We start from the raw sequence: 22,324 nt of genomic DNA, 5'->3' as shown, positions 1-22,324 counted from the left end.
ACCAATGTTCACCGATGAGGCCGCGCTCGAAGAGCGGCTCGCCACCCCCTCCCCCGCGCTCGTCGCCGATCTCGGCCGTCTCGAAGGCGATCTACTGGTGCTCGGCGCCGGCGGCAAGATGGGCCCCAGCCTGTGCCGGCTGGCCCGCCGCGCGCTGGACGCCGCGGGCCGCGAGGACGTGACCGTGTACGCGGTCTCCCGCTGGTCCGACAGGTCCGCCGCCGACGAGCTGGAGGCCGCCGGGGTCTCCACCGTGGCCTTCGACCTGATGGACCCGGCCGCCGACCTGGCCGAACTGCCGGACGCCGGGAACGTCGTCTTCATGGTCGGCGCCAAGTTCGGCTCCGCCGGGGCCCCTTCGCACGCCTGGGCGGTGAACGCCGCGATGCCGGACCGGGTGGCGCGCCGCTGGTCGGGGGCGCGGATCGCCGCGTTCTCCACCGGCAACGTGTACCCGCTGGTGCCGGTCTCCTCCGGCGGCTGCACCGAGAGCGACCCGGTCGGCCCGGTCGGCGAGTACGCCATGTCGTGCCTGGGCCGGGAGCGGATCTTCGGCCACGCGGCGCTGACCCGTGGCACCAGGGTCGCCAACATCCGCCTCAACTACGCGGTCGACCTGCGCTACGGCGTCCTCGCCGACATCGCCTACCGGGTGCGGGCGGGGGAGCCCGTCGATGTGACGACCGGTCACGCCAATGTGGTGTGGCAGGGGTACGCCAACGAGGTCGCGCTGCGTTCGCTGCTGCACGCCACCGACGGCGAGGCGTTCACCCTCAACCTCACCGGCCCCGAGACCGCTTCGGTGCGCCGCATCGCCCGGTGGTTCGGCGAGGAGTTCGGCAAGGAGCCGGTCTTCGCCGGCGAGGAGGCGCCCACCGCGCTGCTCTCCGACGCGAGCCGCTGCCACGCGCTGTTCGGGTACCCGGACGTCGCGCTGCGCACCCTCGTCGAGTGGCAGGCCGACTGGCTGCGCCGCGGGCTGCCGCTGTCCGGCAAGCCCACCAAGTTCCAGGTCCGTGACGGAAGGTTCTGATCCACTCCATGTCCACTCCCTCCCTCGCGCCGACCCCTGCCCTGGACGCGCTCGCCCACGGTGCGGTGATCCCCGCGCACCCGCTCGCCCTGCACGACGACGGCTCCTTCGACGAGCGCCGGCAGCGTGCGCTGACCCGCTACTACCTCGCCTCGGGCGCGGGCGGCGTCGCCGTCGCCGTGCACACCACCCAGTTCGAGATCCGCGAACCGGAGGTCGGCCTGTTCCGGCCGGTCCTGGAGCTCGCCGCCGAGACGATCGACGCCGAGGCCGGCCGGCCGTTCATCAAGGTCGCCGGTGCCTGCGGCTACACGGCGCAGGCCGTCGCCGAGGCCGAGACCGCCGCCGAGCTCGGTTACGACGCGGTGCTGCTCAGCCCGGCCGTGCCCGGCGCGGACGAGAAGGGCCTGCTGGACCGGGCGCGGGCGGTCGGCGAGGTGCTGCCGGTGATCGGCTTCTACCTCCAGGAGGCGGTCGGCGGACGCTACCTCTCGCCGCACTTCTGGTCCTCGTTCACCGATCTGCCCAACACGGCCGCGGTGAAGATCGCCCCGTTCGACCGCTACCGCACCGCCGATGTCGTACGGGCCGTGGCCGCCGCCGACCGGGCCGACGAGGTGGCGCTGTACACCGGCAACGACGACGACATCATCGGTGATCTGCTCACCCCGTACGAGACTGCGGGCGGCGGGCCGCGCTGGTTCGCGGGCGGGCTCCTCGGCCAGTGGGCCGTGTGGACCGGCTCCGCGGTGACCCTCCTCGACGACGTCCGCAGGGCGCGCGGCGGGGACCACGAGGCGATGGTGCGCTGCCTGGCCCGGCGCCCCGAACTGACCGACGCCAACAGCGCGGTCTTCGATGTGCGCGGCGCGTTCCGCGGCTGCATCGCCGGGGTCCACGAAGTGCTGCGCCGCCAGGGCCTGCTGGCGAACATCCGGTGCCTGGACCCGGCCGAGACGCTCTCCCCCGGACAGGCCGAGGAGATCAGCCGGGTGGCCGCGGCCTACCCTTGGCTGACCGATGACGCCTTCGTTGCGGAGCACCTCGATGCCTGGCTCTCCTGATCCTGCCGACCGCTCCCGGGTGGTCGTCGCCGTACCGCCGGGCCTGCGGGCCCAGTTCTTCACCGCCGAGGTGTGGCGGGAGCTGGAGCGGGCGGCCGAACTCACCGTCATCGACGACCACTGGGACCGGGCGGCGGTCGCGGCCGCGCTGCCCGGAGCCCGTGCACTGATCACCTCGTGGCGGGCGCCCAAGGTGGACGCCGGGCTCCTCGGATCGGCCGACCGGCTGGAGCTGGTGGCGCACACCGGCTCGGCGGTCGCGCCCTATGTCACCGAGGAGGTGTTCCGGCGGGGCATCCTGGTCACCCAGGCCGGTGACGAGATGGCCCGCCCGGTCGCCGAGGTGGCCCTCGCCTTCACACTCTCGCTGCTCCACCGCATCCAGCGCTTCGACCACGCCCTGCGCGGCGGGCTGAAGTGGGCGGCGGCGAGCGAGGCCCCGCCGCGCCACGAGATCCACGGCAGCCGCATCGGCGTGATCGGCGCCTCCCGCACCGGGCGCGCCTACATCGCCCTGGTGCGGGCGATGGGGGCGCGGGTGAGCGTCACCGACCCGTACCTGTCCGCCGCCGACGCCGAGGAGCTCGGCGTGGAGCGCGTACCTCTCGAAACTCTGCTCCCGCAGAGCAGGATCGTGGCCGTGCACGCACCGGTCACCGAGGAGACCCGCCGGATGATCGGCGCCGGACAGCTGGCGCTGATGCCGGACGGGGCGGGCCTGGTGAACACCGCCAGGTCATGGCTGGTCGACGAGGACGCACTCCTCGCCGAGCTGGCCACGGGCCGGCTGGACGCCGCGATCGACGTCTTCGACGACGAGCCGCTGCCCGCCGACCACCCGTTCCGTGCCCTGCCGAACGTGCTGCTCACCCCGCACCAGGCGGCGGGCAGCGTCGAGTGCCGGCAGCGCCTGGGCGCCAGCGCCGTCGACGAGGTGCTGCGGCTGCTCGGCGGGCGACCCCCGGTCCACACCGTCACCGCCGACGCCCTGACCCGCCTGCACTGAGAGCTCGCGGAGCCCCCAACCCCCGTACCGTTCAGGAGATTTCACCACATGCGACTGATGCGCATCGGCGAGCCGGGCCACGAGCGCCCGGTCCTCGTCTGCCCCGAGGGCCGTCACTACGACCTGTCCGGCATCACCGACGACATCGACGGCGCGTTCCTCGCCGCGCTCGCCGACAACCCGCACCTTGTGCCCGCCGAGCCGGTGCTCCCGGAGACCGACATCACCGGCCAACGGATCGGCGCCCCCGTGGCCCGGCCCTCCGCGCTGCTCTGCATCGGCCAGAACTACGCGGCCCACGCGGCGGAGTCGGGTGCCGAGCCGCCCGAGCAGCCGATCCTCTTCTACAAGTCGCCGAACACCGTCGTCGGCCCGTACGACGACGTGCTGATCCCGCGCGGCTCGAAGAAGACGGACTGGGAGGTGGAGCTGGCCGTCGTCATCGGCCGCCGCGCCTCCTACCTGGACTCCCCCGCCGACGCCGCCGCCCACATCGCGGGCTACGCCGTCAGCAACGACGTCTCCGAACGGGCCTTCCAGCTGGAGGAGTCGGGCGGACAGTGGTCCAAGGGCAAGAGCTGCGCGACGTTCAATCCGCTGGGCCCGGTGCTGGTGACGGCCGACGAGGTGGGCGACCCGCAGCAGCTGCGGCTGCGCAGCTACGTCAACGGTGAGTCCCGGCAGGACTCCTCCACCGCGGACATGATCTTCAGCGTGGCGCACCTGGTGCACCACCTGTCGCAGTACTTGGTGCTGGAGCCCGGCGACATCATCAACACCGGCACCCCGCAGGGCGTGGCGCTGTCCGGCCGCTTCCCGTACCTGGGTCCGGGCGATGTGATGGAGGTCGAGATCTCGGGCCTCGGCCGGCAGCGCAGCGTCTGCCGGCCCGCGTAACGGAAAGCCGTAACGCCCCTCAGTCCTCCGGGAGTTCGACCGGGGCGATGTCGTCGAAGACGTCGCCGGGGCCGGGGTTCGTCGCATCGGTCGCGCCGCCGAACCGGGTCATCACACCCCAGACGGCGTTGAGCGCGGTCTGTACGGCGCCCTCGGCCCAGCCGGCCGTCCAGGAGATGTCGTCGCCCGCCAGGAACAGGCCCCGGCGGTCGGCGGGCAGCCGGTCCTGCATGAAGTGGGTGAACAGCCGCCGCTGGTAGCGGTAGTGGCCCGGCAGGTTGGCCTTGAACGCGCCCATGAACCACGGCTCGTTCTCCCAGGACACCGTCACCGGGTTGCCGATGATGTGCTTCCTGATGTCGACGTCCGGGTAGATCTCGCCGAGCGACTTGAGCATGACGTCCATGCGCTCGTTCGGGGAGAGCGGCAGCCACTTCAGGCTGTCGTCGCACCAGGTGTACGAGAGGCAGATGACAGCGGGCTTGTCGGGGCCGTCGTCCAGGAGGTACGTCCCCCGGGTCATCCGGTCCGTGAGCGTCATCGACATGGTGTCCCGCCCCGTGGCCTCGTCCTCGTCGAGCCAGAACGGCCGGTCGACGGGGACGAAGAGCTTGGACGACTCCATGTAGTGGGTGCGCTCCATCGCCGTCCAGTGGTCGATCGGGAACAGCGCGTCGTCGCAGTCGATCTTCGAGAGCAGCAGCCAGGACTGCCCGGTGAAGATCGCGGCCGGGTAGGTGCGGATGTCGCCGGTGGCGTCGGTGACGGTGATCCGGTTGCCGGCGGTGCGGGTCAGCCGGGTCACGGCGGGGCGCGGCTCGCCGTTGTGCAGCGAGGACAGCGACGTACCGAGCGGCCAGTGGACGATCTTCTGCGGCTCGCGCTCCCAGAGCCGCAGCGGGAGCTGCTGGCTGCCGCCGACGATGCCCCGGTGGTGGTCGTCCGCCTCGGTGTAGACGACGCGGAGGATCTCCAGGATGGAGTTGGGGAAGTCGGTGTCCCAGCCGCCGGTACCGAAGCCGACCTGGCCGAAGATCTCCCGGTGCCGGAACGACTTGAAGGCGTCGGAGTCGCAGAGGAATCCGTAGAAGGTCTGGTTGTCGAGCTTCTGGACGAGCTTCGCCCAGATCTCCCGGATGCGCGGCACGTCGCGCTCACGCATCGCGCGGTTCATGTCGGAGAAGTCCGCGCCCTCCTCCAGGCAGCGGTTCCAGGCGTCCATCACATCGCGGTAGACCTGCGGCAGGTCGTCGATGGTCCGCGCGTAGTGGGACTCGCCCTTGAGGTCGACGACGGTCGAGGGGGTGGCCGGGGAGAGCGGGTTGGGGAACGGCTTCGTCTCCAGGCCGACCAGGTCGATGTAGTGCTGGAGCGCGGTGGAGGAAGGCGGGAAGCGCATCGCGCCCATCTCGGCGGTGAGCTGCGGATCGCAGCCGTCGAAGCCGACGGTGCGCAGCCGGCCGCCGATCTCGTCCGCCTCGTACACGACGGGCCTGAGCCCCATCTTCATCAGCTCGTACGCGGCCACGATGCCGGAGAGCCCGCCGCCGATGACGGCGACCTCGGTGCCGTGCTCGGTCGCCGGTATCTGCCCGATGCCGGCGGGGTGCGCCAGGAAGTCGTCGTACGCGTAGGGGAAGTCCGGCCCGAACATGGTGATCGGCTCGGCGGCGTCGGTGTGCTGGACGGCGTTGGGCACCGTGGACGTCATGGGGTGGGGACTCCTTGCGCGAATGACAGTGGAACGGTGGGGCGGGCTCAGACGAGTGAGCCGTACAGGCCGGGGCGACGGTCGTGCAGATACGGGTTCACGGCCCGCGAGGCGCTCAGCAGCGCGGGATCCACCTCGCCGACGACCAGTTCCTTTCCGCGTCCGGCGCGGCTGCGGACGGCGCCGTCGGGACCCGCCAGGCAGCTCAGCCCGACGAACTCGAACTCTCCCTCCGGACCGGTCCGGTTGACGTACGCCACGTACATCTGGTTCTCGAAGGCGCGGACCGGCACGAGGGACTCGGCGACGAACTGGAAGGGGTGCATCTGAGCGGTGGGCACCAGGAGCAGATCGGTGCCGGCGAGTGCGTGGGCGCGGACGTTCTCCGGGAACTCGACGTCGTAGCAGATCATGATCCCGATGCGTACGCCGTCCAGCTCGGCCTGGACCACGGCCTGCTCGCCGGGGGTGAACCACTCGTGCTCGAAGGAGCCGAAGAGATGGGTCTTGCGGTAGTTGGCGAGCGGTGTCCCGTCCGGGCCGACGAGCTGTGCGGCGTTGAAGATCTGCTCGCCGGCACGCTCGGGGTACCCGTAGAGGACGGCGAGTCCGTGCCGGGCGGCGATCTCACCGACGGCCAGGGCGGACGGCCCGTCGGCCGGCTCGGCCAGCCGGGGCACCTCGGCCCCGATCGCGTAACCGGTCAGGAAAAGCTCGGGGCAGACCAGGAGCCGCGCCCCGGCGTCCGCCGCCCGCCGCGCCGCTCCGTCGAGCACCTCGATGTTCTCGGCCACGTATCCGGGTCGTCCGGAGTTCTGGAGCAGGGCGGTGCGCAACGGCGGCATGGCTGACCTCGGGCGGTGCGGGCTGGCGGGGACGTATCGAAGGTACGGTCCGCCGATCACGCCGGACAAGGCGCGAGCGTTGCGCGTGCACCGTCGATCCATTGCGCGCCGAAGGCCACCGGCGGCGATTCATTGCGTAGGACGTCTGCGCAGGTCAAAAGGGTGACCTGGGTCTCACCAGGACCGGCGCTCGGAACCTACTCCGGCGCGCCCGAGGAGTACCGCCGCAGCAGCGGCGACAGCACCAGCACGGACTTCGTCCGCTCCACGTACGGCTCGCCCGCGATCCGTTCCAGGACCTGTTCGAAGTGGCGCATGTCGGCGGCGAAGACCTGCACGACCGCGTCGGCCTCCCCCGTCACCGTGGAGGCCGAGGCGATCTCCGGGTAGCGCGCGAGCCCCTGCTTGATCGCCTCCGGCGAGGTGTTGCGGCTGCAGTAGATCTCGATGAACCCCTCGGTCTCCCAGCCCAGCGCCGCCGGGTCGACCCGGACCGTGAAGCCGGTGATGGCGCCCTCGGCGCGCAGCCGGTCCACCCGGCGTTTCACGGCGGGCGCGGACAGGCCGATCATCGCTCCGATGTCCGCGTAGGAGCGTCGGGCGTCTTCGGCGAGGGCGTGGACGATGCGTTCGTCGAGGTCGTTCAGGCGCACGTCGGGCGGTTCACTTCTCTGCGATGGCCGGTTCCGGGGGCGGCACGGGCCGCCCCCGAAGTAGACCACGGCGCCGCCCGCTCCCGGGCGCGCCCACGGCAGTGTGCGACCGGTCAGAACGGGAACTGCGAACGGCCGTGCTGCACCGAGATCCACTTCTGGGTGGTGAAGGCCTCGACCATGGCCTCACCGTTGAGCCGGCCGAGGCCGGAGCTCTTCTCGCCGCCGAAGGGGACGATCGGCTCGTCGTGGACCGTGCCGTCGTTGATGTGGATCATGCCGGTGTGGATGCGCTGCCCGACCCGTACGCCGCGCTCGACGTCGCCGGTGTGCACCGCGCCGCTCAGGCCGTACGGGGTGTCGTTGGCGATCCGTACCGCCTCGTCCTCGCCGTCGAACGGGACGACGAGCGCGACCGGCCCGAAGATCTCCTGGGACAGGACGGGGGAATCGGCGGCCAGCCCGGTCAGCACGGACGGGCTCACCAGATTGCCGTCGGCCCGGCCGTGCAGCAGGGCCGTCGCGCCGGCCGCCACGGTCTGGTCGACCAGCGAGGAAATGGCCTCGGCCTGCGAGGAGTTGATCAGCGGGCCGATCACGGTGTCCGGCTCGGCCGGGTCCCCGACCTTGAGCGAGGCGACCTTGGCGACGAACTTCTCGGTGAACTCCCGCTCCACCACCCGGTCTACCAGGATCCGGTTGGCGGCCATGCAGACCTGGCCCTGGTGCACGTACCGGCTGAAGACGGCCGCGTCCACGGCGTAGTCGAGATCGGCGTCGTCGAGGACGATCAGCGCGCTGTTGCCGCCGAGTTCGAGCACGGCGCGCTTGAGGTTCGCCGCGCAGACCGTGGCGACGTGCCGCCCCACCTTGTCCGAGCCGGTGAAGGAGATGACCTGCGGAACGGGGTGCTCCAGCAGGGCGTCGCCGATCTCGGCGATGTCGGTGACCACGACGTTGAGCAGGCCGGCCGGCAGCCCGGCCTCCTCGAACACCTTCGCCACCAGCGTGCCGCCGCAGACCGGGGTGTTCTGGTGCGGTTTGAGCACCACCGCGTTGCCGAGCGCCAGGGCGGGGGCGACCGACTTCAGGGACAGCAGGAACGGGAAGTTGAAGGGGCTGATGACGCCCACGACGCCGACGGGCACCCGGTAGACGCGGTTCTCCTTGCCCTCGGTCGGCGAGGGCAGGATCTGTCCGGAGGGCCGCAGCGCGAGCTGGACCGACTCCCGCAGGAACTCCTTGGCGAGGTGCAGCTCGAAGGCCGCCTTCAGCCGGGTGCCGCCCAGCTCCGCGACGATCGCGTCACCGATCTCGGACTCGCGCTCCTCGACGACTCTCAGCGCCCGCTCCAGCACCGCCCGCCGGGCGTACGGGTTGGTGTCGCCCCAGGCCCGCTGGGCGTCCTGCGCGCACCGGTACGCCTGGTCCACCTCGTCGGCCGTGGCGACCGTGATCGAGGCGAGCTTCTCACCGTTGTACGGGTTGAAGTCGATGATGTCCCAGGACCCCTTGCCCGGCCTCCACTCTCCGTCGATGTACTGATGGGCCAGGTCGGTGAAGAAGGACATGAGATCCCTTACCACGGAGGAACGGGCGGCTGACTGGGGTTCATGTTACTTATATTTCAACGGGGTTGAAGCGGGCCGGTGCGCCGCCGGACGGCCGGAAACGGCCATCCGCACGACCCGTCGCAGCCGCCCGAAACGCCGGTGCCCCTCCGGGCCGAAGCGGCCGGGAGGGGCACCGGAATTCATCGGGCCGCGGGATCAGCTCCAGCTGGCGTGCAGCGGCTTGCCCTCGGCGTAGCCGGCGGCGCTCTGCACCCCGACGACCGCCTTCTCGGCGAACTCCGCCAGGGAGGCCGCACCGGCGTAGGTGCAGGAGGAGCGGACACCCGCGATGATCGAGTCGATCAGGTCCTCGACGCCGGGCCTGGCCGGGTCGAGGAACATCCGCGAGGTGGAGATGCCCTCCTCGAAGAGCGCCTTGCGGGCCCGGTCGTAGGCGGACTCGTCCGACGTGCGGTTCTTCACGGCGCGCGCGGACGCCATGCCGAAGGACTCCTTGTAGAAGCGGCCGTCGGCGGACTGCTGGAGGTCGCCGGGCGACTCGTACGTACCGGCGAACCAGGAGCCGATCATCACGTTGGACGCGCCCGCGGCGAGCGCCATCGCGACATCGCGCGGGTGCCGGACACCGCCGTCCGCCCAGACGTGCTTGCCGTACTTCTTCGCCTCGGCGGCGCACTCCAGGACGGCGGAGAACTGCGGCCGGCCCACACCGGTCATCATCCGGGTGGTGCACATGGCGCCGGGGCCGACACCGACCTTGATGATGTCCGCGCCGGCCTCGATGAGGTCGCGCACACCCTCGGCGGCGACGATGTTGCCCGCGACGATCGGGACCTGCGGGTCGAGCGCGCGGACGGCCCGGACCGCGTCGATCATGGACTCCTGGTGGCCGTGTGCGGTGTCCACGACGAGCGTGTCGACGCCCGCGTCCAGGAGCTGCTTGGCCTTGCCCGCGACATCGCCGTTGATCCCGACGGCGGCGGCGATCCGCAGCCTGCCCTCGGCGTCGGTGGCGGGCGTGTACAGGGTGGCGCGCAGGGCGGCCTTGCGGGTGAGGATGCCGACGAGCCGGCCGTCCGCGTCGACCGCGGGGGCGAGCTTGCGGTTGGCGCCGTCCAGCTTGTTGAACGCGTCGCGCGGGTCGATGTCCGCGTCGAGCAGCACCAGGTCCTTGGACATGACCTCGGAGAGCTGGGTGAAGCGGTCCACGCCGATCAGGTCGTGCTCGGTGACGACGCCGAGGGGCCGCTGCTCCTCGTCGACGACGACGCCCGCGCCGTGCGCGCGCTTCGGCAGCAACGACAGGGCGTCGGCGACCGTCTGGCCCGGGGCCAGCACGATCGGCGTGTCGAGCACCAAGTGGCGCGTTTTCACCCAGGAGATGACGTCGGTGACGACCTCGATCGGGATGTCCTGCGGGATGACGACGATGCCGCCGCGGCGGGCGATCGTTTCGGCCATCCGGCGGCCCGCGATGGCCGTCATGTTCGCGACGACGAGGGGGATGGTGGTGCCGGTGCCGTCGGGCGAGGAGAGATCGACACCCTGGCGGGAACCGACTGCCGAACGGCCCGGGACCATGAAGACGTCGTCGTACGTGAGGTCGTACGGGACCGAGGGGGACTCTGTGTAACGACCAGTACCGGGCTCAAGGAAACGCATAACGCTCATTTTTTCACACGAAACGGAGCAGGTCGCTTCCACGAAGACACAGCAGTACGCACCCGCGTTCGTATGTTCCTCCGAGGGAATCGGACGGGCGTCCCGGGCAGGTGGAGCCCGCCTTGCCCGCGGACCCTACCCGAAAGGCATTCGAATCATTCGCGATCATCTTCCCTGGACCTGGTGACAAGGGGTCGGGTAGCTTCAAACCCGCAGGTCCCGTGGGTCTCGACTACGCCCCGGAGGAACAGCCGGAAGGGTCACAACTTCCGTCACCCGTACGACCGGAGAGGATCACGACCCACTCGTGGAGAGCGAACTGCCGGACATCTACTGCCCGTTCCCCCAGCGCACCAACCCGAACGTCGGAAACACCCGGGCCCATCTCGACGAATGGACCCGCAACACCGGTCTGGTGCACCGCGATTCGGCCAGGGACCGCTTCGAGCAGGCGGACTTCGGCTCCTTCGTCGGCATGGTGTACCCGACCGCCGACAGCAAGAGTCTCGACCTCGTCGCGGACTGGTTCGTTTGGCTGTTTCTCGTCGATGACCAGCTCGACGACGGCCACCTCGGCCGCAGCCCCGAGCGGGTGCGGGACGTGGTCGAGCTGATGCGGACCGTCATCGCGGGCAAGGAGCCGGTCCCGCTGCCGGACGGGCGGCTGCCCGCCGCCGTGGTCGCCCTGGCCGACCTGTGGGAACGGACGACGCCGGCCGCGGCCCCGCACTGGCGCACCCGGTTCGGGTGGCACCTCACCACGTATCTCATGACGACGACCACCTGGGAGGCGGGGAACCGGGCCGCCGGGGTGGTGCCGTCCGAGGAGACGTACATCGCCAAGCGGCGCCACACCGGCGCGATACATGTCTGCATGGACCTGATAGAGATCGTGGCCGGGATCGAGGCTCCCGAGTCGATCCACAACGACTCCCGGTTCATCACCGCGCTGGAAGCCTCGTGCAACGTCGTGTGCTGGGCCAACGACGTGTACTCGTACGAGAAGGAGCAGGTGCTCGGCGAGATCCACAATCTCGTCCATCTGGTCCGGCACCATCGCGGCTACGGCGAGCGGCAGGCGCTCGAACACGTCTGCGCGGAGATCGCGAGGGAGACGGAGCGCTTCCTCACCGCCGAGGCCGAGCTGCTGGCGGCGTACCCGCAGCTGTCCTGGATGCTCACCCCGTACCTGGAAGGCATGCAGAGCTGGATGCGCGGCAACCTGGACTGGTCGCGGCAGACCCCGCGCTACAACCCCGCCGATGTGAGCCAGTACGAGGAGCCCGAGGAGTACCTGGAGGCGACGGTCCTGGGCACGGTCCGGGACTGAGCCGCCGGACAGCACGACGCCCGGACGACGTGTGCGCCGTCCGGGCGTCGTGCTGTCCGGGGGTCGTGCCGTCCGGGCGTCGTGCAGCCGCTCAGTCGCCGTCCGGGTCGGCCCGCTCCAGCGCCGGCCGCTGCGGTGCAGCCGACTCCGTCAGCAGGTAGTCGGCCGCCGCCGTGTCCGTCACCAGGCTGGTGACCAGCCCGGACCTCAGCACCGCCCCGATCGCCGCGGCCTTGCGCTGGCCGCCCGCGATCGCCACCACCTCGGGGATCCGGCGCAGCCGGTCGGCCTCGACCGTGATGCACCGCTCCCCCAGGTCCCGGCCGACCCGCCGTCCCTCGGTGTCGAAGAGGTGCGCCGACATCTCGGCCGCGACGCCGAGCGAGGCGTAGTGCGCCCGCTCCTCGTCGCTGAGCATGTCGTGCACGGTCGAGATGCCCGGCTCCCAGGAGCCGATGGAGACCGCCGCGACGGTCACCTTGTCGAAGTACTCGAAGGCGCGGGCGATCCCGGTCTGGTGGCGCAGCGCGGCGGCCGTCGCGGGGTCGGGCAGCAGCATCGGGGCGTAGATGGGGTGGGCCTCGCCGCCGGAGACCTGGGCGGCGCGCCGGACCGCCTCGACGGAGCCGCGCTCGGCCGTCCCCGCGTCGTACACCCCGGTGAGCTGGACGACCGTGCACGGCGGCAGCCGGTCGAGCGCCGCGGCCATGTGGATGGTGGACCGGCCCCAGGCCAGCCCGAGCACATCGCCCTCGTTCACCAGTTCGCCGAGGAGATCGGCCGCGACCTCGCCCAGGTTCTCCGGGTCCGGTGCGTCGTCCTGCTCCTCGGCCGGGGACTCGACGACGACCGCGTGGCGCAGTCCGTAGCGGGCACGGAGCGCGTCGGAGCGCTCTGCGTCCAGTTCGGCGGGGACGCGGATCTCGATCCGTACGAGGTCGCGCTCGAGAGCCGTCTCCAGGACCCGGGCCACCTTGAAGCGGCTGACGCCGAACTCCTCGGCGATCTGGATCTTCGACTTTCCCTCGAGGTAGAAGCGGCGGGCCATGGCCGCCGCCTGCACCAGCTCCGCGGGCCCCATCCGCAGGGCGGACCGGCCCGCCGACATTGCAGACACCGCGATCTCCTCACTGCTGTTCACACTCTCGATACGCCGTTCATCCTGTCAGATCCGGCGTTCCTTGATCGGTCCCGTCGGACCGAGTTCATCTGGCCTTGGCCGGGCCGACCCGTGATCGGGTACGGGAACCGGTTCGGGTGTCAGTGACCGCACGCCCAGGCCGCCGAGGCGGTGGCCCCGTCGGCCTTGGCGCGCAGGGCCCGCACGGCTTCGGCCGGGTCCGTCGCCCCGTACACCGCCGAACCCGCGACGAAGACGTCCGCACCGGCCTCGGCGCACCGCTCGATGGTGGAGGCGGAGACGCCGCCGTCGACCTGGAGCCACAGTTCGAGGCCGTGCTTGGAGATGAGCTCACGGGTGCGGCGGATCTTCGGCAGCATGATGTCCAGGAAGGCCTGGCCGCCGAAGCCCGGCTCCACCGTCATGATCAGCAGCATGTCGAGCTCGGGGAGCAGGTCCTCGTACGGCTCGATGGGCGTCGCGGGCTTGAGCGCCATGGAGGCGCGGGCGCCCTTGGCCCGGATCTCCCGCGCCAGCCGCACGGGGGCCGCCGCGGCCTCCACGTGGAAGGTGACGGAACCCGCGCCTGCCTCGACGTACTGGGGCGCCCAGCGGTCCGGGTCCTCGATCATCAGATGGCAGTCCAGCGGGGTTTCCGTGGCCCGGCTGAGCGATTCGACGATCGGCACGCCGAGGGTCAGATTGGGCACGAAGTGGTTGTCCATCACATCGACGTGGAGCCAGTCGGCGCCTTCGACCGCCTTCGCCTCCTCGGCGAGACGGGCAAAGTCGGCGGACAGGATGCTGGGGTTGATCTGGGCCATGTCCCAAGCCTGCCATGCTCCGCGCCACTTCCCCGCCCCGGTGCGGGCCAAAGCCTCACGGGATCATTACAGTTCGCGCGATCCGGGCGCTCCCGGCCGCACGATCCGGGCGTTTCGGTCCCGGGCGGGTGGTTCGGGGCCCGCCGCCGCCGGAACGGGCGCGGGCCTCGAGGGCCGCCGTCGAAGGGGTCAGGCGGTACGTCGCAGCAGTGCCAGGTACATCGCGTCGGTGCCGTGCAGATGCGGCCACAGCTGGACGTCGGGGCCGTCGCCCAGCGCGGGCACGCCCGGCATCAGCGGGCGGGCGTCCACCCACTCGGCCTCCACGGGCTGACCGCCGCGCCCCTTGAGCACGTCCTCGACGACCACCCGGGTCTCCGCGAGGTGCGGCGAGCAGGTCGCGTAGCCGACCACGCCGCCGACCCGCACCGCCTTCAACGCCTCGCGCAGCAGGCCGCGTTGGAGCGGAGCGAAGTTCTCCAGGTCCTCCTTGCGGCGGCGCCAGCGCGCCTCCGGGCGGCGGCGCAGGGCACCCAGACCCGAGCACGGCACGTCCATGAGGACCCGGTCGAAGCTGCCGGGCTGCCACGGCGGGCGGGTGCCGTCGGCGGTGATCACCTGGTACGGGCCGGGGTTGCCGGCCAGCGCGCGCTCGACGAGGCGGGCCCGGTGTGGCTGCTTCTCGGCGGCGAGCAGGGCGGCGCCCCGTTCGGCGGCGAGCGCGGCGAGCAGGGCGGCCTTGCCGCCGGGACCGGCGCAGCCGTCGAGCCAGCGGCTGTCGCCGCCCTCCACGGGTGCGTTGGCCAGGGCCGCGGCCACCAGCTGGCTGCCCTCGTCCTGGACCCCGGCCCGGCCCTCCTGGACGGCGGTCAGCGCGCCGGGCTCGCCGCCCTCCGCCATCCGTACGGCGTACGGGGACCAGCGGCCCGGCAGGCCGTTCTCGTCGCCGAGAGCGGTCAGCAGCTCCTCGGTGGTGGAGCGGCCGGGGCGGGCGACCAGGGTGACCTCGGGCCGCTCGTTGTCCGCTTCGAGCAGGTCCTCGATGCCGGCGCGGCCGCCGCCCAGCGCGTCCCACAGCGCGGAGACGACCCACCGCGGATGCGAGTGCACGACCGCGAGGTGGTCCTCGGCGTCCTCCTCGTACGAGGGGGCGACCTTGGCCACCCAGCCGTCGAGGTCGTCCGCGGAGACCTTGCGCAGCACCGCGTTGACGAACTTGGCGCGCCCCTCGCCGAGCACCACCCGGGCCAGCTCCACGCTGGCGGAGACCGCCGCATGGGTGGGGATCCGGGTGCCGAGCAGCTGGTGGACGCCCATGTTCAGCACGTCCAGGACCGGCGGGTCGACCTCGCGCAGCGGCCGGTCGATGCAAGCCGCGACGATCGCGTCGTACGTCCCCTGGCGGCGCAGCGTCCCGTAGACCAGCTCGGTCGCCAGCGCCGCGTCCCGGTTGTCGAAGTCGCCCTTGGCGCGGGCCTTCTTCAGCAGCGGGGGCAGGACGAGGTTGGCGTACGCGTCCCGTTCGTCGACGGCCCTGAGGGCCTCGAAGGCGAGGAACCGGACGGGGTCCTTCTTGGGGCGGCGATGCGGCTTGGCGGGACGGCGACGCTGCTGGTCGTTCACGTGAAAGGTGCTCCGCTGATGGTGAGGGGGCGAACCCTCCCAGCCTACGTCGCCGCCCCGGCCCCGGAGAGCCTCGGCTCCCGAGGGCCTCAGCTCTCCAGCAGCTCGCCGTGGGCGATCCGTACCCCGCGGGCCCAGTCCGCGGCCCGCATCGGCTTCTTGCCCTGGGGCTGGACCCAGAGCAGCTCGACCGCGTGCGATCCGGTGCCCACGTACACGTTGTTCTTGGCCGCCGACAGCTCGCCGGGCGCCAGATCGGCACGGTCCAGCACGGGCACCGCCTGGATCAGCTTCAGCCGCTCCCCCCGGAACAGCGTCCACGCGCCGGGCGCGGGCGTGCAGCCGCGCACCACGCGGTCGACCCGCAGGGCCGGGGCGGACCAGTCCACCTGGGCGTTCTCGACCGTGATCTTCGGTGCGAGGGTGATCCCGTCGGCGGGCTGCGGCACGGCGTGCAGGGTGCGGTCCTCGATGCCGTCCATCGTGGCGACGAGCAGCCCCGCACCGGCGAACGCGAGCCGGGTGAGCAGGTCGCCGCTGGTGTCGGTGGGACGCACTTCCTCGGTGAGTACGCCGTAGACCGGGCCGGAGTCGAGCCCCTCCTCGATCAGGAAGGTCGACGCGCCGGTCACCTCGTCCCCGGCCATGACCGCGTGCTGCACGGGGGCCGCGCCGCGCCAGGCGGGCAGCAGCGAGAAGTGGAGGTTGACCCAGCCCCGGGCGGGGACGGCGAGCGCCTCCTTGGGGAGCAGCGCGCCGTAGGCGACGACCGGGCAGCAGTCCGGGGCGATCTCCCGCAGCCGGGCGAGGAAGTCCTCGTCGCGCGGCCGGACGGGCTTGAGCACCTCGATGCCGGCTTCCTCGGCGCGCTCGGCGACGGGGCTCGCGACCAGTCGGCGGCCGCGCCCGGCGGGGGCGTCGGGCCGGGTCACGACGGCGGCCACCTCGTGCCGGTCGGAGGCGATCAGGGCGTCCAGGGCGGGTACGGCTACCTCGGGGGTGCCTGCGAAGACGAGCTTCATGGGTGGCTGACTGCCTCTCGGGCCGGAACGTACGGTGACGAGCAACGCACAAGTCTATTGGCCCGGCAGCCGGGGGGCGTACGCATGACCGCGCGCCCCTTTGAAGGGCGCACGCGCCCCTGAAGCGTGACCAGATCCACAGGTGAGGCGTTGGTCAAGAGAGATTGACCGAAGCGAGCCGCCATGGTGCGGCCCGATCCCTTTCAATGCCGGTTCGAGAGGCTTCTTCATGGCCGACCACGCAACCCACGACGCCCAAGCGAGGGCCAGTCTGCATCTGTTGGTGCGCGACATCGAGCGGGTCCGGCGGCAGGTGGACGCGCTGCGCACGCTCACCGCCCAACTGGGCAACGTCTACCGTCCGCGCCGCTCCGGCCCGTCCACGGGCTTCGTCGTCTACGGCAGGGCCCCGGCCCCCACTGTCAGGCTGGCCCAGGAACTGCGCGACAGCGTCGAGACCCTGGTCACCGCCGCGGTCGACTTCGACCGCTCGCTGGGCTTCTCCTGGGACGCGGTGGGCTCCGCACTGGGGGTCACCAAGCAGGCGGTGCACCGCCGCTACGGCGCACGCCGCAACGCCCGCCAGCCCGGAGCGGCCGAATCCGGCGCGGAGACCGCGGTGCCGCGCCCGCTGCCGGGCTCCGCCAACCCGTCCGCGCTGCCGCCCGTCGTGCCTGCCGCGCGCTCCATGCCGCCGCAGCCGTCGGCGGACCGCCCGTCACTGCGCGAGGACCTGCGCCCGGGCGTCTTCCCCGGCCCGCGCAACGGCTGACCGCCCCGCCCACTGCCCCGCCGCGCCCGACGCCCGGCGGGGCAGCCGCATACCCGCCCCGAGCTCCGGGCTCCTGGGCTCCCGGCCGCCGAACGGCCCCGGGCGCCGCGTGCTCCGTCGCGTCACCCGGCGTCCGCCGGCGCATCGCCCGGCTTCCGCCGGGCCGCCCGGCCCCCTGTCACCCGATGTCCGGCGGATCCACCCTGATCCGGACCTGCTCGCCGCTCCCCCGGGACATCCGGGCCGCCTGTGTGGCCTTCAACGCGGCCGCCAGCGCCGCCCCGCTGCCCGGAGGCACCCTGAGCAGCGCCCGCTCCCAGGACTCCCCGTGGGGCGCGTCCCCGGGTCTGCGGGGCCTGCCCGGTCCGGTGACCGGCACCGGGACCGGGCCCAGCACCTCCGCCTCCGGCGGCAGCTCGGCCGCCGCGAGGAACGCGGCCAGCGCCTCGGGCGTGCCGGTCACCGAGGCCATCCGGGACACCGGGGGGAAGCCCAGCTCGGCCCGCTCCGCCAGCTCACGACGGGCGTGGCCGACCGGGTCCCAGCGCACCAGGGCCTGCACCGGCCGCAGCGTCGGCTCGGCGACGACCACCACCGTGCCGCCCTCCGGCTGGCCGCGCACCAGCGAGGCCGCGGCCGTCCAGCGGCGCAGCGCCTCCTCGCCGGCCCTGAGGTCGGGGCGGCCGACCATCGCCCAGCCGTCCAGCAGCAGCGCGGCCGCGTAGCCGCCCTCGGCCACGGGCTCGGCGCCGGGGGTGCTGACGACCAGCGCGGGCGCATCCGGCACCGAGTCGAGGATGTGGTCGCGGCCGGAGGTCCGCACCGGCACCGCGGGGAACGCACGGCCGAGCTCCTCGGCCGTGCGGCGGGCGCCGACGATCTGGGCCCGCAGCCGGTTGGAACCGCAGGCGGCGCAGTGCCATGAGGTTTCGGCCCGCCCGCACCAGGCGCAGTCGAGCGCCTGCTGGTCAGGCGCCTGAAGCGGCCCCGCGCAGTGCCGGCACCGGGCGGGCTCACGGCAGCGCTCGCAGGCCAGCCGCGGCGCGTATCCCCGGCGTGGCACCTGGACCAGGACGGGGCCGCTGCGCAGCCCGTCCCGTACCGTCTGCCAGGCCAGGCTGGGCAGCCGGGCGGCCCTCGCGGCGCCGTCCCGCGCCAGCTCGCCGTCGCCGACCGTACGGACCAGGGGCGCCGCGGTCCGCAGCTGTTCCCGGTCCGCGCGCAGCGGCAGCGCCCAGCCGCTCTCCACCAGCTGGGCGGCCTCCACCGTGCAGCTCGTACCGCCGAGCAGGAAGGCGCAGCGCCCGTGCGCGGCCCGCAGTTCGAGCACTTCGCGGACGTGCGGGAAGGGGGCGTTGTCGTCGCTGTGGCTGGCGTCCCCGTCGTCCCAGACCGCGACCAGGCCGAGGTCCGCGACCGGGGCGAACATCGCCGCCCTCGTCCCGACGACCGCCCGTACCGAGCCGCGCCGCACGGCGAGCCACTCCCGGTACCGCTTCTCCGGACCGGAGTCGGCGGTCAGCAGCGCATGACGCCCGGGGCCGAGCAGCGCGGTGAGTGCGGCGTCCACCCGCCCGGCGGTCCGGCCGTCGGGGACGACGACGAGGGCGCCGCGCCCGGACGCGAGGGTCGCGGCCATGGCCCTGGCGATCTCCTCGGGCCAGTGGGGTCCGGGCAGCGCGGTCCAGACGGCCCGGGGGGCACCGCCCTCGGCCAGCGCCCGCAGGAACGCCGGCCCCTGTGCGTACCGCTCCCAGCTCCCCGCCGACGGCGCGGGCGGTGGGGGCAGCGGCTCGGGCGAGGGCCTGGACTCGGCCCTGCTGTTCCGGGGTGGTACGGCGAGCTGGAGCACATCGGCGAGGCTGCCCGCGTAGCGGTCGGCGACGGCCCGCGCGAGCGCGAGCAGCTCGGGGCCCAGCACCGGTTCGGTCGATACGACGGAGGCGAGCGCGGCGAGGGCGCCCGGGTAGTCCGACTCGGCGAGCCGCTCGACGAGGAAGCCGTCGATCAGCCCGCCGCCTTCGCGCCTGCCGCCGCGCACATTGCGTCCACCGGCCCCGAAGCGGACCCGCACCCGCACCCCCGGCTGAGCCTCGGCGGCGAGCTCCTCGGGCACCGCGTAGTCGAAGTACTGGTCGAGGTGGAGCACGCCCTTGTTGACCAGCACCCGGGCGACGGGAAGCTCCTTGGCGAGCGCGGCGCCGCGCCAGGTCCGCGGCTTGGCCCGGGGCACCTTGGCCTTGCGCACCGTCTCCCGGATCAGCGCAAGCTGCTCCGGGGCCCCGTCGCCGGGGTCCGCGGATCGCTCGTTCTCGCTGCTCACAGCCAAATTCCTACCAGACACGACTGACAGCGGCCCCGTCGAGGCGGTGCCGGGGCCGCACGCACCGGGGCCCGGACACCATGTGCGGTGTCCGGGCCCCGGCGTACGGACGGAAGAGCGGCGGGCCTACAGCCCGGCCGCCGCGCGCAGCGCGTCCACGCGGTCGGTGCGCTCCCAGGTGAAGTCGGGAAGCTCACGGCCGAAGTGGCCGTAGGCCGCGGTCTGGGCGTAGATCGGGCGGAGCAGGTCGAGGTCGCGGATGATCGCGGCCGGGCGGAGGTCGAAGACCTCGCCGATGGCGTGCTCGATCTTCTCGGTGTCGACGGCGGCGGTGCCGAACGTCTCGACGAACAGACCGACCGGCTCGGCCTTGCCGATCGCGTACGCGACCTGCACCTCGCAACGGGCGGCGAGGCCCGCGGCGACGACGTTCTTGGCGACCCAGCGCATGGCGTAGGCGGCCGAGCGGTCGACCTTCGACGGGTCCTTGCCCGAGAAGGCACCGCCGCCGTGACGGGCCATGCCGCCGTAGGTGTCGATGATGATCTTGCGACCGGTCAGACCGGCGTCGCCCATCGGGCCGCCGATCTCGAAGCGCCCGGTCGGATTGACCAGCAGCCGGTAGCCGTCGGTGTCCAGCTTGATGCCGTCCTCGATCAGCTGCCCGAGCACGTGCTCGACGACGAACTCGCGGATGTCGGGCGCGAGCAGCGAGTCGAGGTCGATGTCGCTGGCGTGCTGCGAGGAGACGACGACCGTGTCGAGGCGGACGGCCTTGTCGCCGTCGTACTCGATGGTGACCTGGGTCTTGCCGTCGGGGCGCAGGTACGGGATGGTCCCGTTCTTGCGGACCTCGGAGAGCCGGCGGGAGAGCCGGTGCGCGAGGTGGATCGGGAGCGGCATCAGCTCGGGCGTCTCGTCGCAGGCGTAGCCGAACATCAGGCCCTGGTCGCCGGCGCCCTGCTTGTCGAGCTCGTCCTCATCGCCCTCGACCCGCTTCTCGTACGCGGTGTCGACACCCTGCGCGATGTCGGGAGACTGCGCCCCGATGGACACCGAGACACCGCAGGAGGCGCCGTCGAAGCCCTTCTTCGAGGAGTCGTAGCCGATCTCCAGGACCTTGTTGCGTACAAGGGTCGGGATGTCGGCGTAGGCCTTGGTCGTGACCTCACCCGCAACATGCACCAGACCGGTGGTGATCAAGGTCTCGACGGCGACGCGGGACCGGGGGTCCTCGCGCAGCAGCGCGTCGAGAATGGTGTCGCTGATCTGGTCAGCGATCTTGTCGGGGTGACCCTCGGTGACGGACTCCGAGGTGAAGAGACGGCGGGACACATCGCTCCCTGGGGTTGCAGCGGCTGCTGGCTGATCATTTGGCGGACGGCCGGGAGCTGCGCCCGGCATGGTCCGGGGGTCAGTTTATCGTTCGCCTCCGTCCGGCGGACAACGTGTCTCGCCCTTTGGGAGTTCTGTGACCTGCGGCACGGCCATCCGGCGCGGGCCGATTCGCCTCGGTCGATGCCATTTACGCCCATATTCCAAGGGTTTCGGCCCGGCCACGGGCACGTCACGAGAAATTCATCCGAGACGTGACGACACGAGATCCCAGACCGTGTCGGCGAGTGCCTCCTTGGGCCCGTGAGGCACCTGGGTCTCGCCGCCGTCGGCGGCGAGCACCACGGCCTCGTTCTCCTCCGAACCGAAGGTCCGGCGCTCCCCGACCTCGTTGACGACGAGGAGGTCGCAGCCCTTGCGGCGGAGCTTCTCCCGGCCGTTGGCGAGGACGTCGTCGGTCTCGGCGGCGAATCCGACGACGATCTGCGCCGGCCGGGCGCGTTCGCCGGCCACCTCGGCGAGGATGTCGGGGTTCCGGACCAGCGTGATGGGCGCGGGCTCCTGGCCGTCCTTCTTCTTGATCTTCCCCGTGGCGTACTCGGCGGGACGGAAGTCGGCGACCGCCGCCGCCATCACGACCACGTCGGCGTCCGCCGCGGCCTTCAGCACGGCCTCGCGGAGCTGCACGGCCGTCCCCGCGTGCAGGACGTCGGCGCCGGCCGGGTCGGGCAGGCCGGTGTTGGCCTCGACGAGGGTGACCCGGGCGCCCCGGGCGACCGCGGTACGGGCCAGGGCGTAGCCCTGCTTGCCGGAGGAGCGGTTGCCGAGGTAGCGCACCGGGTCGAGCGGCTCGCGCGTACCGCCCGCGCTGATCACCACATGGCGGCCGGCCAGGTCGGGTTCGACGGGTCCGCGGGCCAGCACCCGGCGGCAGACCTCGAAGATCTCCCCGGGATCGGGCAGCCGGCCCTTGCCGGTGTCGACGCCGGTCAGCCGGCCGACGGCGGGCTCGATCACGACGGCGCCCCGGCGGCGCAGCGTGGCGACGTTCTCCTGGGTGGCCGGGTGCTCCCACATCTCGGTGTGCATGGCGGGCGCGAAGACGACCGGGCAGCGGGCGGTGAGCAGCGTGTTGGTGAGCAGGTCGTCGGCGAGGCCGTGGGCCGCCTTGGCGAGCATGTCGGCGGTGGCGGGGGCGACGACCACCAGGTCGGCGTCCTGCCCGATCCTGACGTGCGGCACCTCGTGGACGTCGTTCCAGACCTCGGTGGAGACCGGGTGGCCGGAGAGCGCGGACCAGGTGGCCGCTCCCACGAAGTGCAGCGACGACTCGGTCGGTACGACGCGCACGTCATGACCGGACTCGGTCAGCCGGCGCAGCAGTTCGCACGCCTTGTACGCGGCGATGCCTCCGCTGACCCCCAGAACGACCTTCGGCTTGTCCACTGCGTCTCCCCGCACTCGGATACGAACACCCCCATGCTGCCTCACCGGGCCCGGCCCGACGCTGTCGCCCCGGACACACCTCAG

General features: G+C 72.3%; 18 protein-coding genes. 6 read left to right on the top strand and 12 right to left on the bottom strand.

Annotated features, from left to right (window positions below; translation table 11 throughout):
* The first annotated feature begins 4 nt into the window (after positions 1 to 4).
* The 4 genes from OG842_RS32465 to OG842_RS32450 are packed head-to-tail and all read left to right on the top strand — an operon-like array spanning position 5 to position 4,000.
* Positions 5 to 1,033, top strand: a complete 1,029-nt coding sequence (locus OG842_RS32465; RefSeq protein WP_266735822.1) for an NAD-dependent epimerase/dehydratase family protein — start codon at positions 5 to 7, stop codon at positions 1,031 to 1,033.
* 8 nt (positions 1,034 to 1,041) lie between these two features.
* Positions 1,042 to 2,097: a dihydrodipicolinate synthase family protein gene (locus OG842_RS32460; protein WP_266735824.1), complete on the top strand. Its 1,056-nt coding sequence runs from the start codon at positions 1,042 to 1,044 to the stop codon at positions 2,095 to 2,097.
* Complete coding sequence (locus OG842_RS32455; protein WP_328512579.1) at positions 2,081 to 3,103, top strand: hydroxyacid dehydrogenase; 1,023 nt, start codon at positions 2,081 to 2,083, stop codon at positions 3,101 to 3,103. The genes OG842_RS32460 and OG842_RS32455 overlap by 17 nt, the downstream gene beginning before the upstream one ends.
* Before the next feature lie 48 nt (positions 3,104 to 3,151).
* A complete protein-coding gene (locus OG842_RS32450) occupies positions 3,152 to 4,000 on the top strand; it encodes a fumarylacetoacetate hydrolase family protein (RefSeq protein ID WP_266735828.1) in 849 nt (282 codons plus the stop codon).
* Positions 4,001 to 4,019: 19 nt separating this feature from the next.
* On the opposite strand, the gene OG842_RS32445 is transcribed toward OG842_RS32450, so the two are convergent.
* The 5 genes from OG842_RS32445 to OG842_RS32425 all read right to left on the bottom strand — a co-directional run bounded on the left by OG842_RS32445 (position 4,020) and on the right by OG842_RS32425 (position 10,445).
* Entirely contained in the window at positions 4,020 to 5,711 is a 1,692-nt protein-coding gene (locus OG842_RS32445) for a flavin monoamine oxidase family protein (protein WP_266735830.1), read from the bottom strand.
* Between the two features lie 47 nt (positions 5,712 to 5,758).
* The gene (locus tag OG842_RS32440; RefSeq protein WP_266735832.1) at positions 5,759 to 6,556 is read right to left on the bottom strand and encodes a carbon-nitrogen hydrolase family protein; all 798 of its coding nucleotides are present in this window, start codon (positions 6,554 to 6,556) and stop codon (positions 5,759 to 5,761) included.
* A 197-nt stretch (positions 6,557 to 6,753) separates the two neighbouring features.
* Complete coding sequence (locus OG842_RS32435) at positions 6,754 to 7,209, bottom strand: Lrp/AsnC family transcriptional regulator (RefSeq protein WP_266735834.1); 456 nt, start codon at positions 7,207 to 7,209, stop codon at positions 6,754 to 6,756.
* A 113-nt stretch (positions 7,210 to 7,322) separates the two neighbouring features.
* Complete coding sequence (locus tag OG842_RS32430) at positions 7,323 to 8,780, bottom strand: aldehyde dehydrogenase family protein (protein ID WP_328512578.1); 1,458 nt, start codon at positions 8,778 to 8,780, stop codon at positions 7,323 to 7,325.
* A 198-nt stretch (positions 8,781 to 8,978) separates the two neighbouring features.
* On the bottom strand, positions 8,979 to 10,445 hold the full coding sequence (locus OG842_RS32425) for a GuaB1 family IMP dehydrogenase-related protein (RefSeq protein WP_266735838.1): 1,467 nt from the start codon (positions 10,443 to 10,445) through the stop codon (positions 8,979 to 8,981).
* A 307-nt stretch (positions 10,446 to 10,752) separates the two neighbouring features.
* On the opposite strand from OG842_RS32425, the gene OG842_RS32420 reads away from it, so the two are divergent.
* Positions 10,753 to 11,775: a terpene synthase family protein gene (locus OG842_RS32420; protein ID WP_266735840.1), complete on the top strand. Its 1,023-nt coding sequence runs from the start codon at positions 10,753 to 10,755 to the stop codon at positions 11,773 to 11,775.
* A 91-nt stretch (positions 11,776 to 11,866) separates the two neighbouring features.
* Here OG842_RS32420 and OG842_RS32415 read toward each other — a convergent pair whose 3' ends face one another.
* The 4 genes from OG842_RS32415 to fmt all read right to left on the bottom strand — a co-directional run bounded on the left by OG842_RS32415 (position 11,867) and on the right by fmt (position 16,364).
* Positions 11,867 to 12,883 carry a sugar-binding transcriptional regulator gene (locus OG842_RS32415; RefSeq protein WP_072484555.1) on the bottom strand — a complete coding sequence of 339 codons (1,017 nt, stop codon included), beginning with the start codon at positions 12,881 to 12,883 and terminating at the stop codon, positions 11,867 to 11,869.
* 152 nt (positions 12,884 to 13,035) lie between these two features.
* On the bottom strand, positions 13,036 to 13,719 hold the full coding sequence (rpe, locus tag OG842_RS32410; RefSeq protein WP_266735842.1) for a ribulose-phosphate 3-epimerase: 684 nt from the start codon (positions 13,717 to 13,719) through the stop codon (positions 13,036 to 13,038).
* Between the two features lie 189 nt (positions 13,720 to 13,908).
* The gene (locus OG842_RS32405) at positions 13,909 to 15,342 is read right to left on the bottom strand and encodes an RsmB/NOP family class I SAM-dependent RNA methyltransferase (RefSeq protein WP_266735844.1); all 1,434 of its coding nucleotides are present in this window, start codon (positions 15,340 to 15,342) and stop codon (positions 13,909 to 13,911) included.
* 89 nt (positions 15,343 to 15,431) lie between these two features.
* On the bottom strand, positions 15,432 to 16,364 hold the full coding sequence (gene fmt / locus OG842_RS32400; protein WP_266735846.1) for a methionyl-tRNA formyltransferase: 933 nt from the start codon (positions 16,362 to 16,364) through the stop codon (positions 15,432 to 15,434).
* Between the two features lie 229 nt (positions 16,365 to 16,593).
* Between fmt and OG842_RS32395 the strand changes: the two genes are divergently transcribed.
* Positions 16,594 to 17,136, top strand: coding sequence for a hypothetical protein (locus tag OG842_RS32395; protein ID WP_266735848.1), 543 nt, complete (start codon positions 16,594 to 16,596; stop codon positions 17,134 to 17,136).
* A 178-nt stretch (positions 17,137 to 17,314) separates the two neighbouring features.
* Here OG842_RS32395 and OG842_RS32390 read toward each other — a convergent pair whose 3' ends face one another.
* The 3 genes from OG842_RS32390 to coaBC all read right to left on the bottom strand — a co-directional run bounded on the left by OG842_RS32390 (position 17,315) and on the right by coaBC (position 22,240).
* Complete coding sequence (locus OG842_RS32390) at positions 17,315 to 19,459, bottom strand: primosomal protein N' (RefSeq protein ID WP_266735850.1); 2,145 nt, start codon at positions 19,457 to 19,459, stop codon at positions 17,315 to 17,317.
* 126 nt (positions 19,460 to 19,585) lie between these two features.
* A complete protein-coding gene (metK, locus tag OG842_RS32385; RefSeq protein ID WP_266735852.1) occupies positions 19,586 to 20,794 on the bottom strand; it encodes a methionine adenosyltransferase in 1,209 nt (402 codons plus the stop codon).
* A gap of 243 nt (positions 20,795 to 21,037) precedes the next feature.
* Positions 21,038 to 22,240 carry a bifunctional phosphopantothenoylcysteine decarboxylase/phosphopantothenate--cysteine ligase CoaBC gene (gene coaBC / locus OG842_RS32380; protein ID WP_266735853.1) on the bottom strand — a complete coding sequence of 401 codons (1,203 nt, stop codon included), beginning with the start codon at positions 22,238 to 22,240 and terminating at the stop codon, positions 21,038 to 21,040.
* Positions 22,241 to 22,324: the final 84 nt, after the last annotated feature.

This window comes from Streptomyces sp. NBC_00376 (assembly GCF_036077095.1).
Lineage (GTDB): Bacteria > Actinomycetota > Actinomycetes > Streptomycetales > Streptomycetaceae > Streptomyces.
The sequence above is the reverse complement of the archived record's forward strand: the minus strand, read 5'-3'. Positions and strand labels throughout refer to the sequence as shown.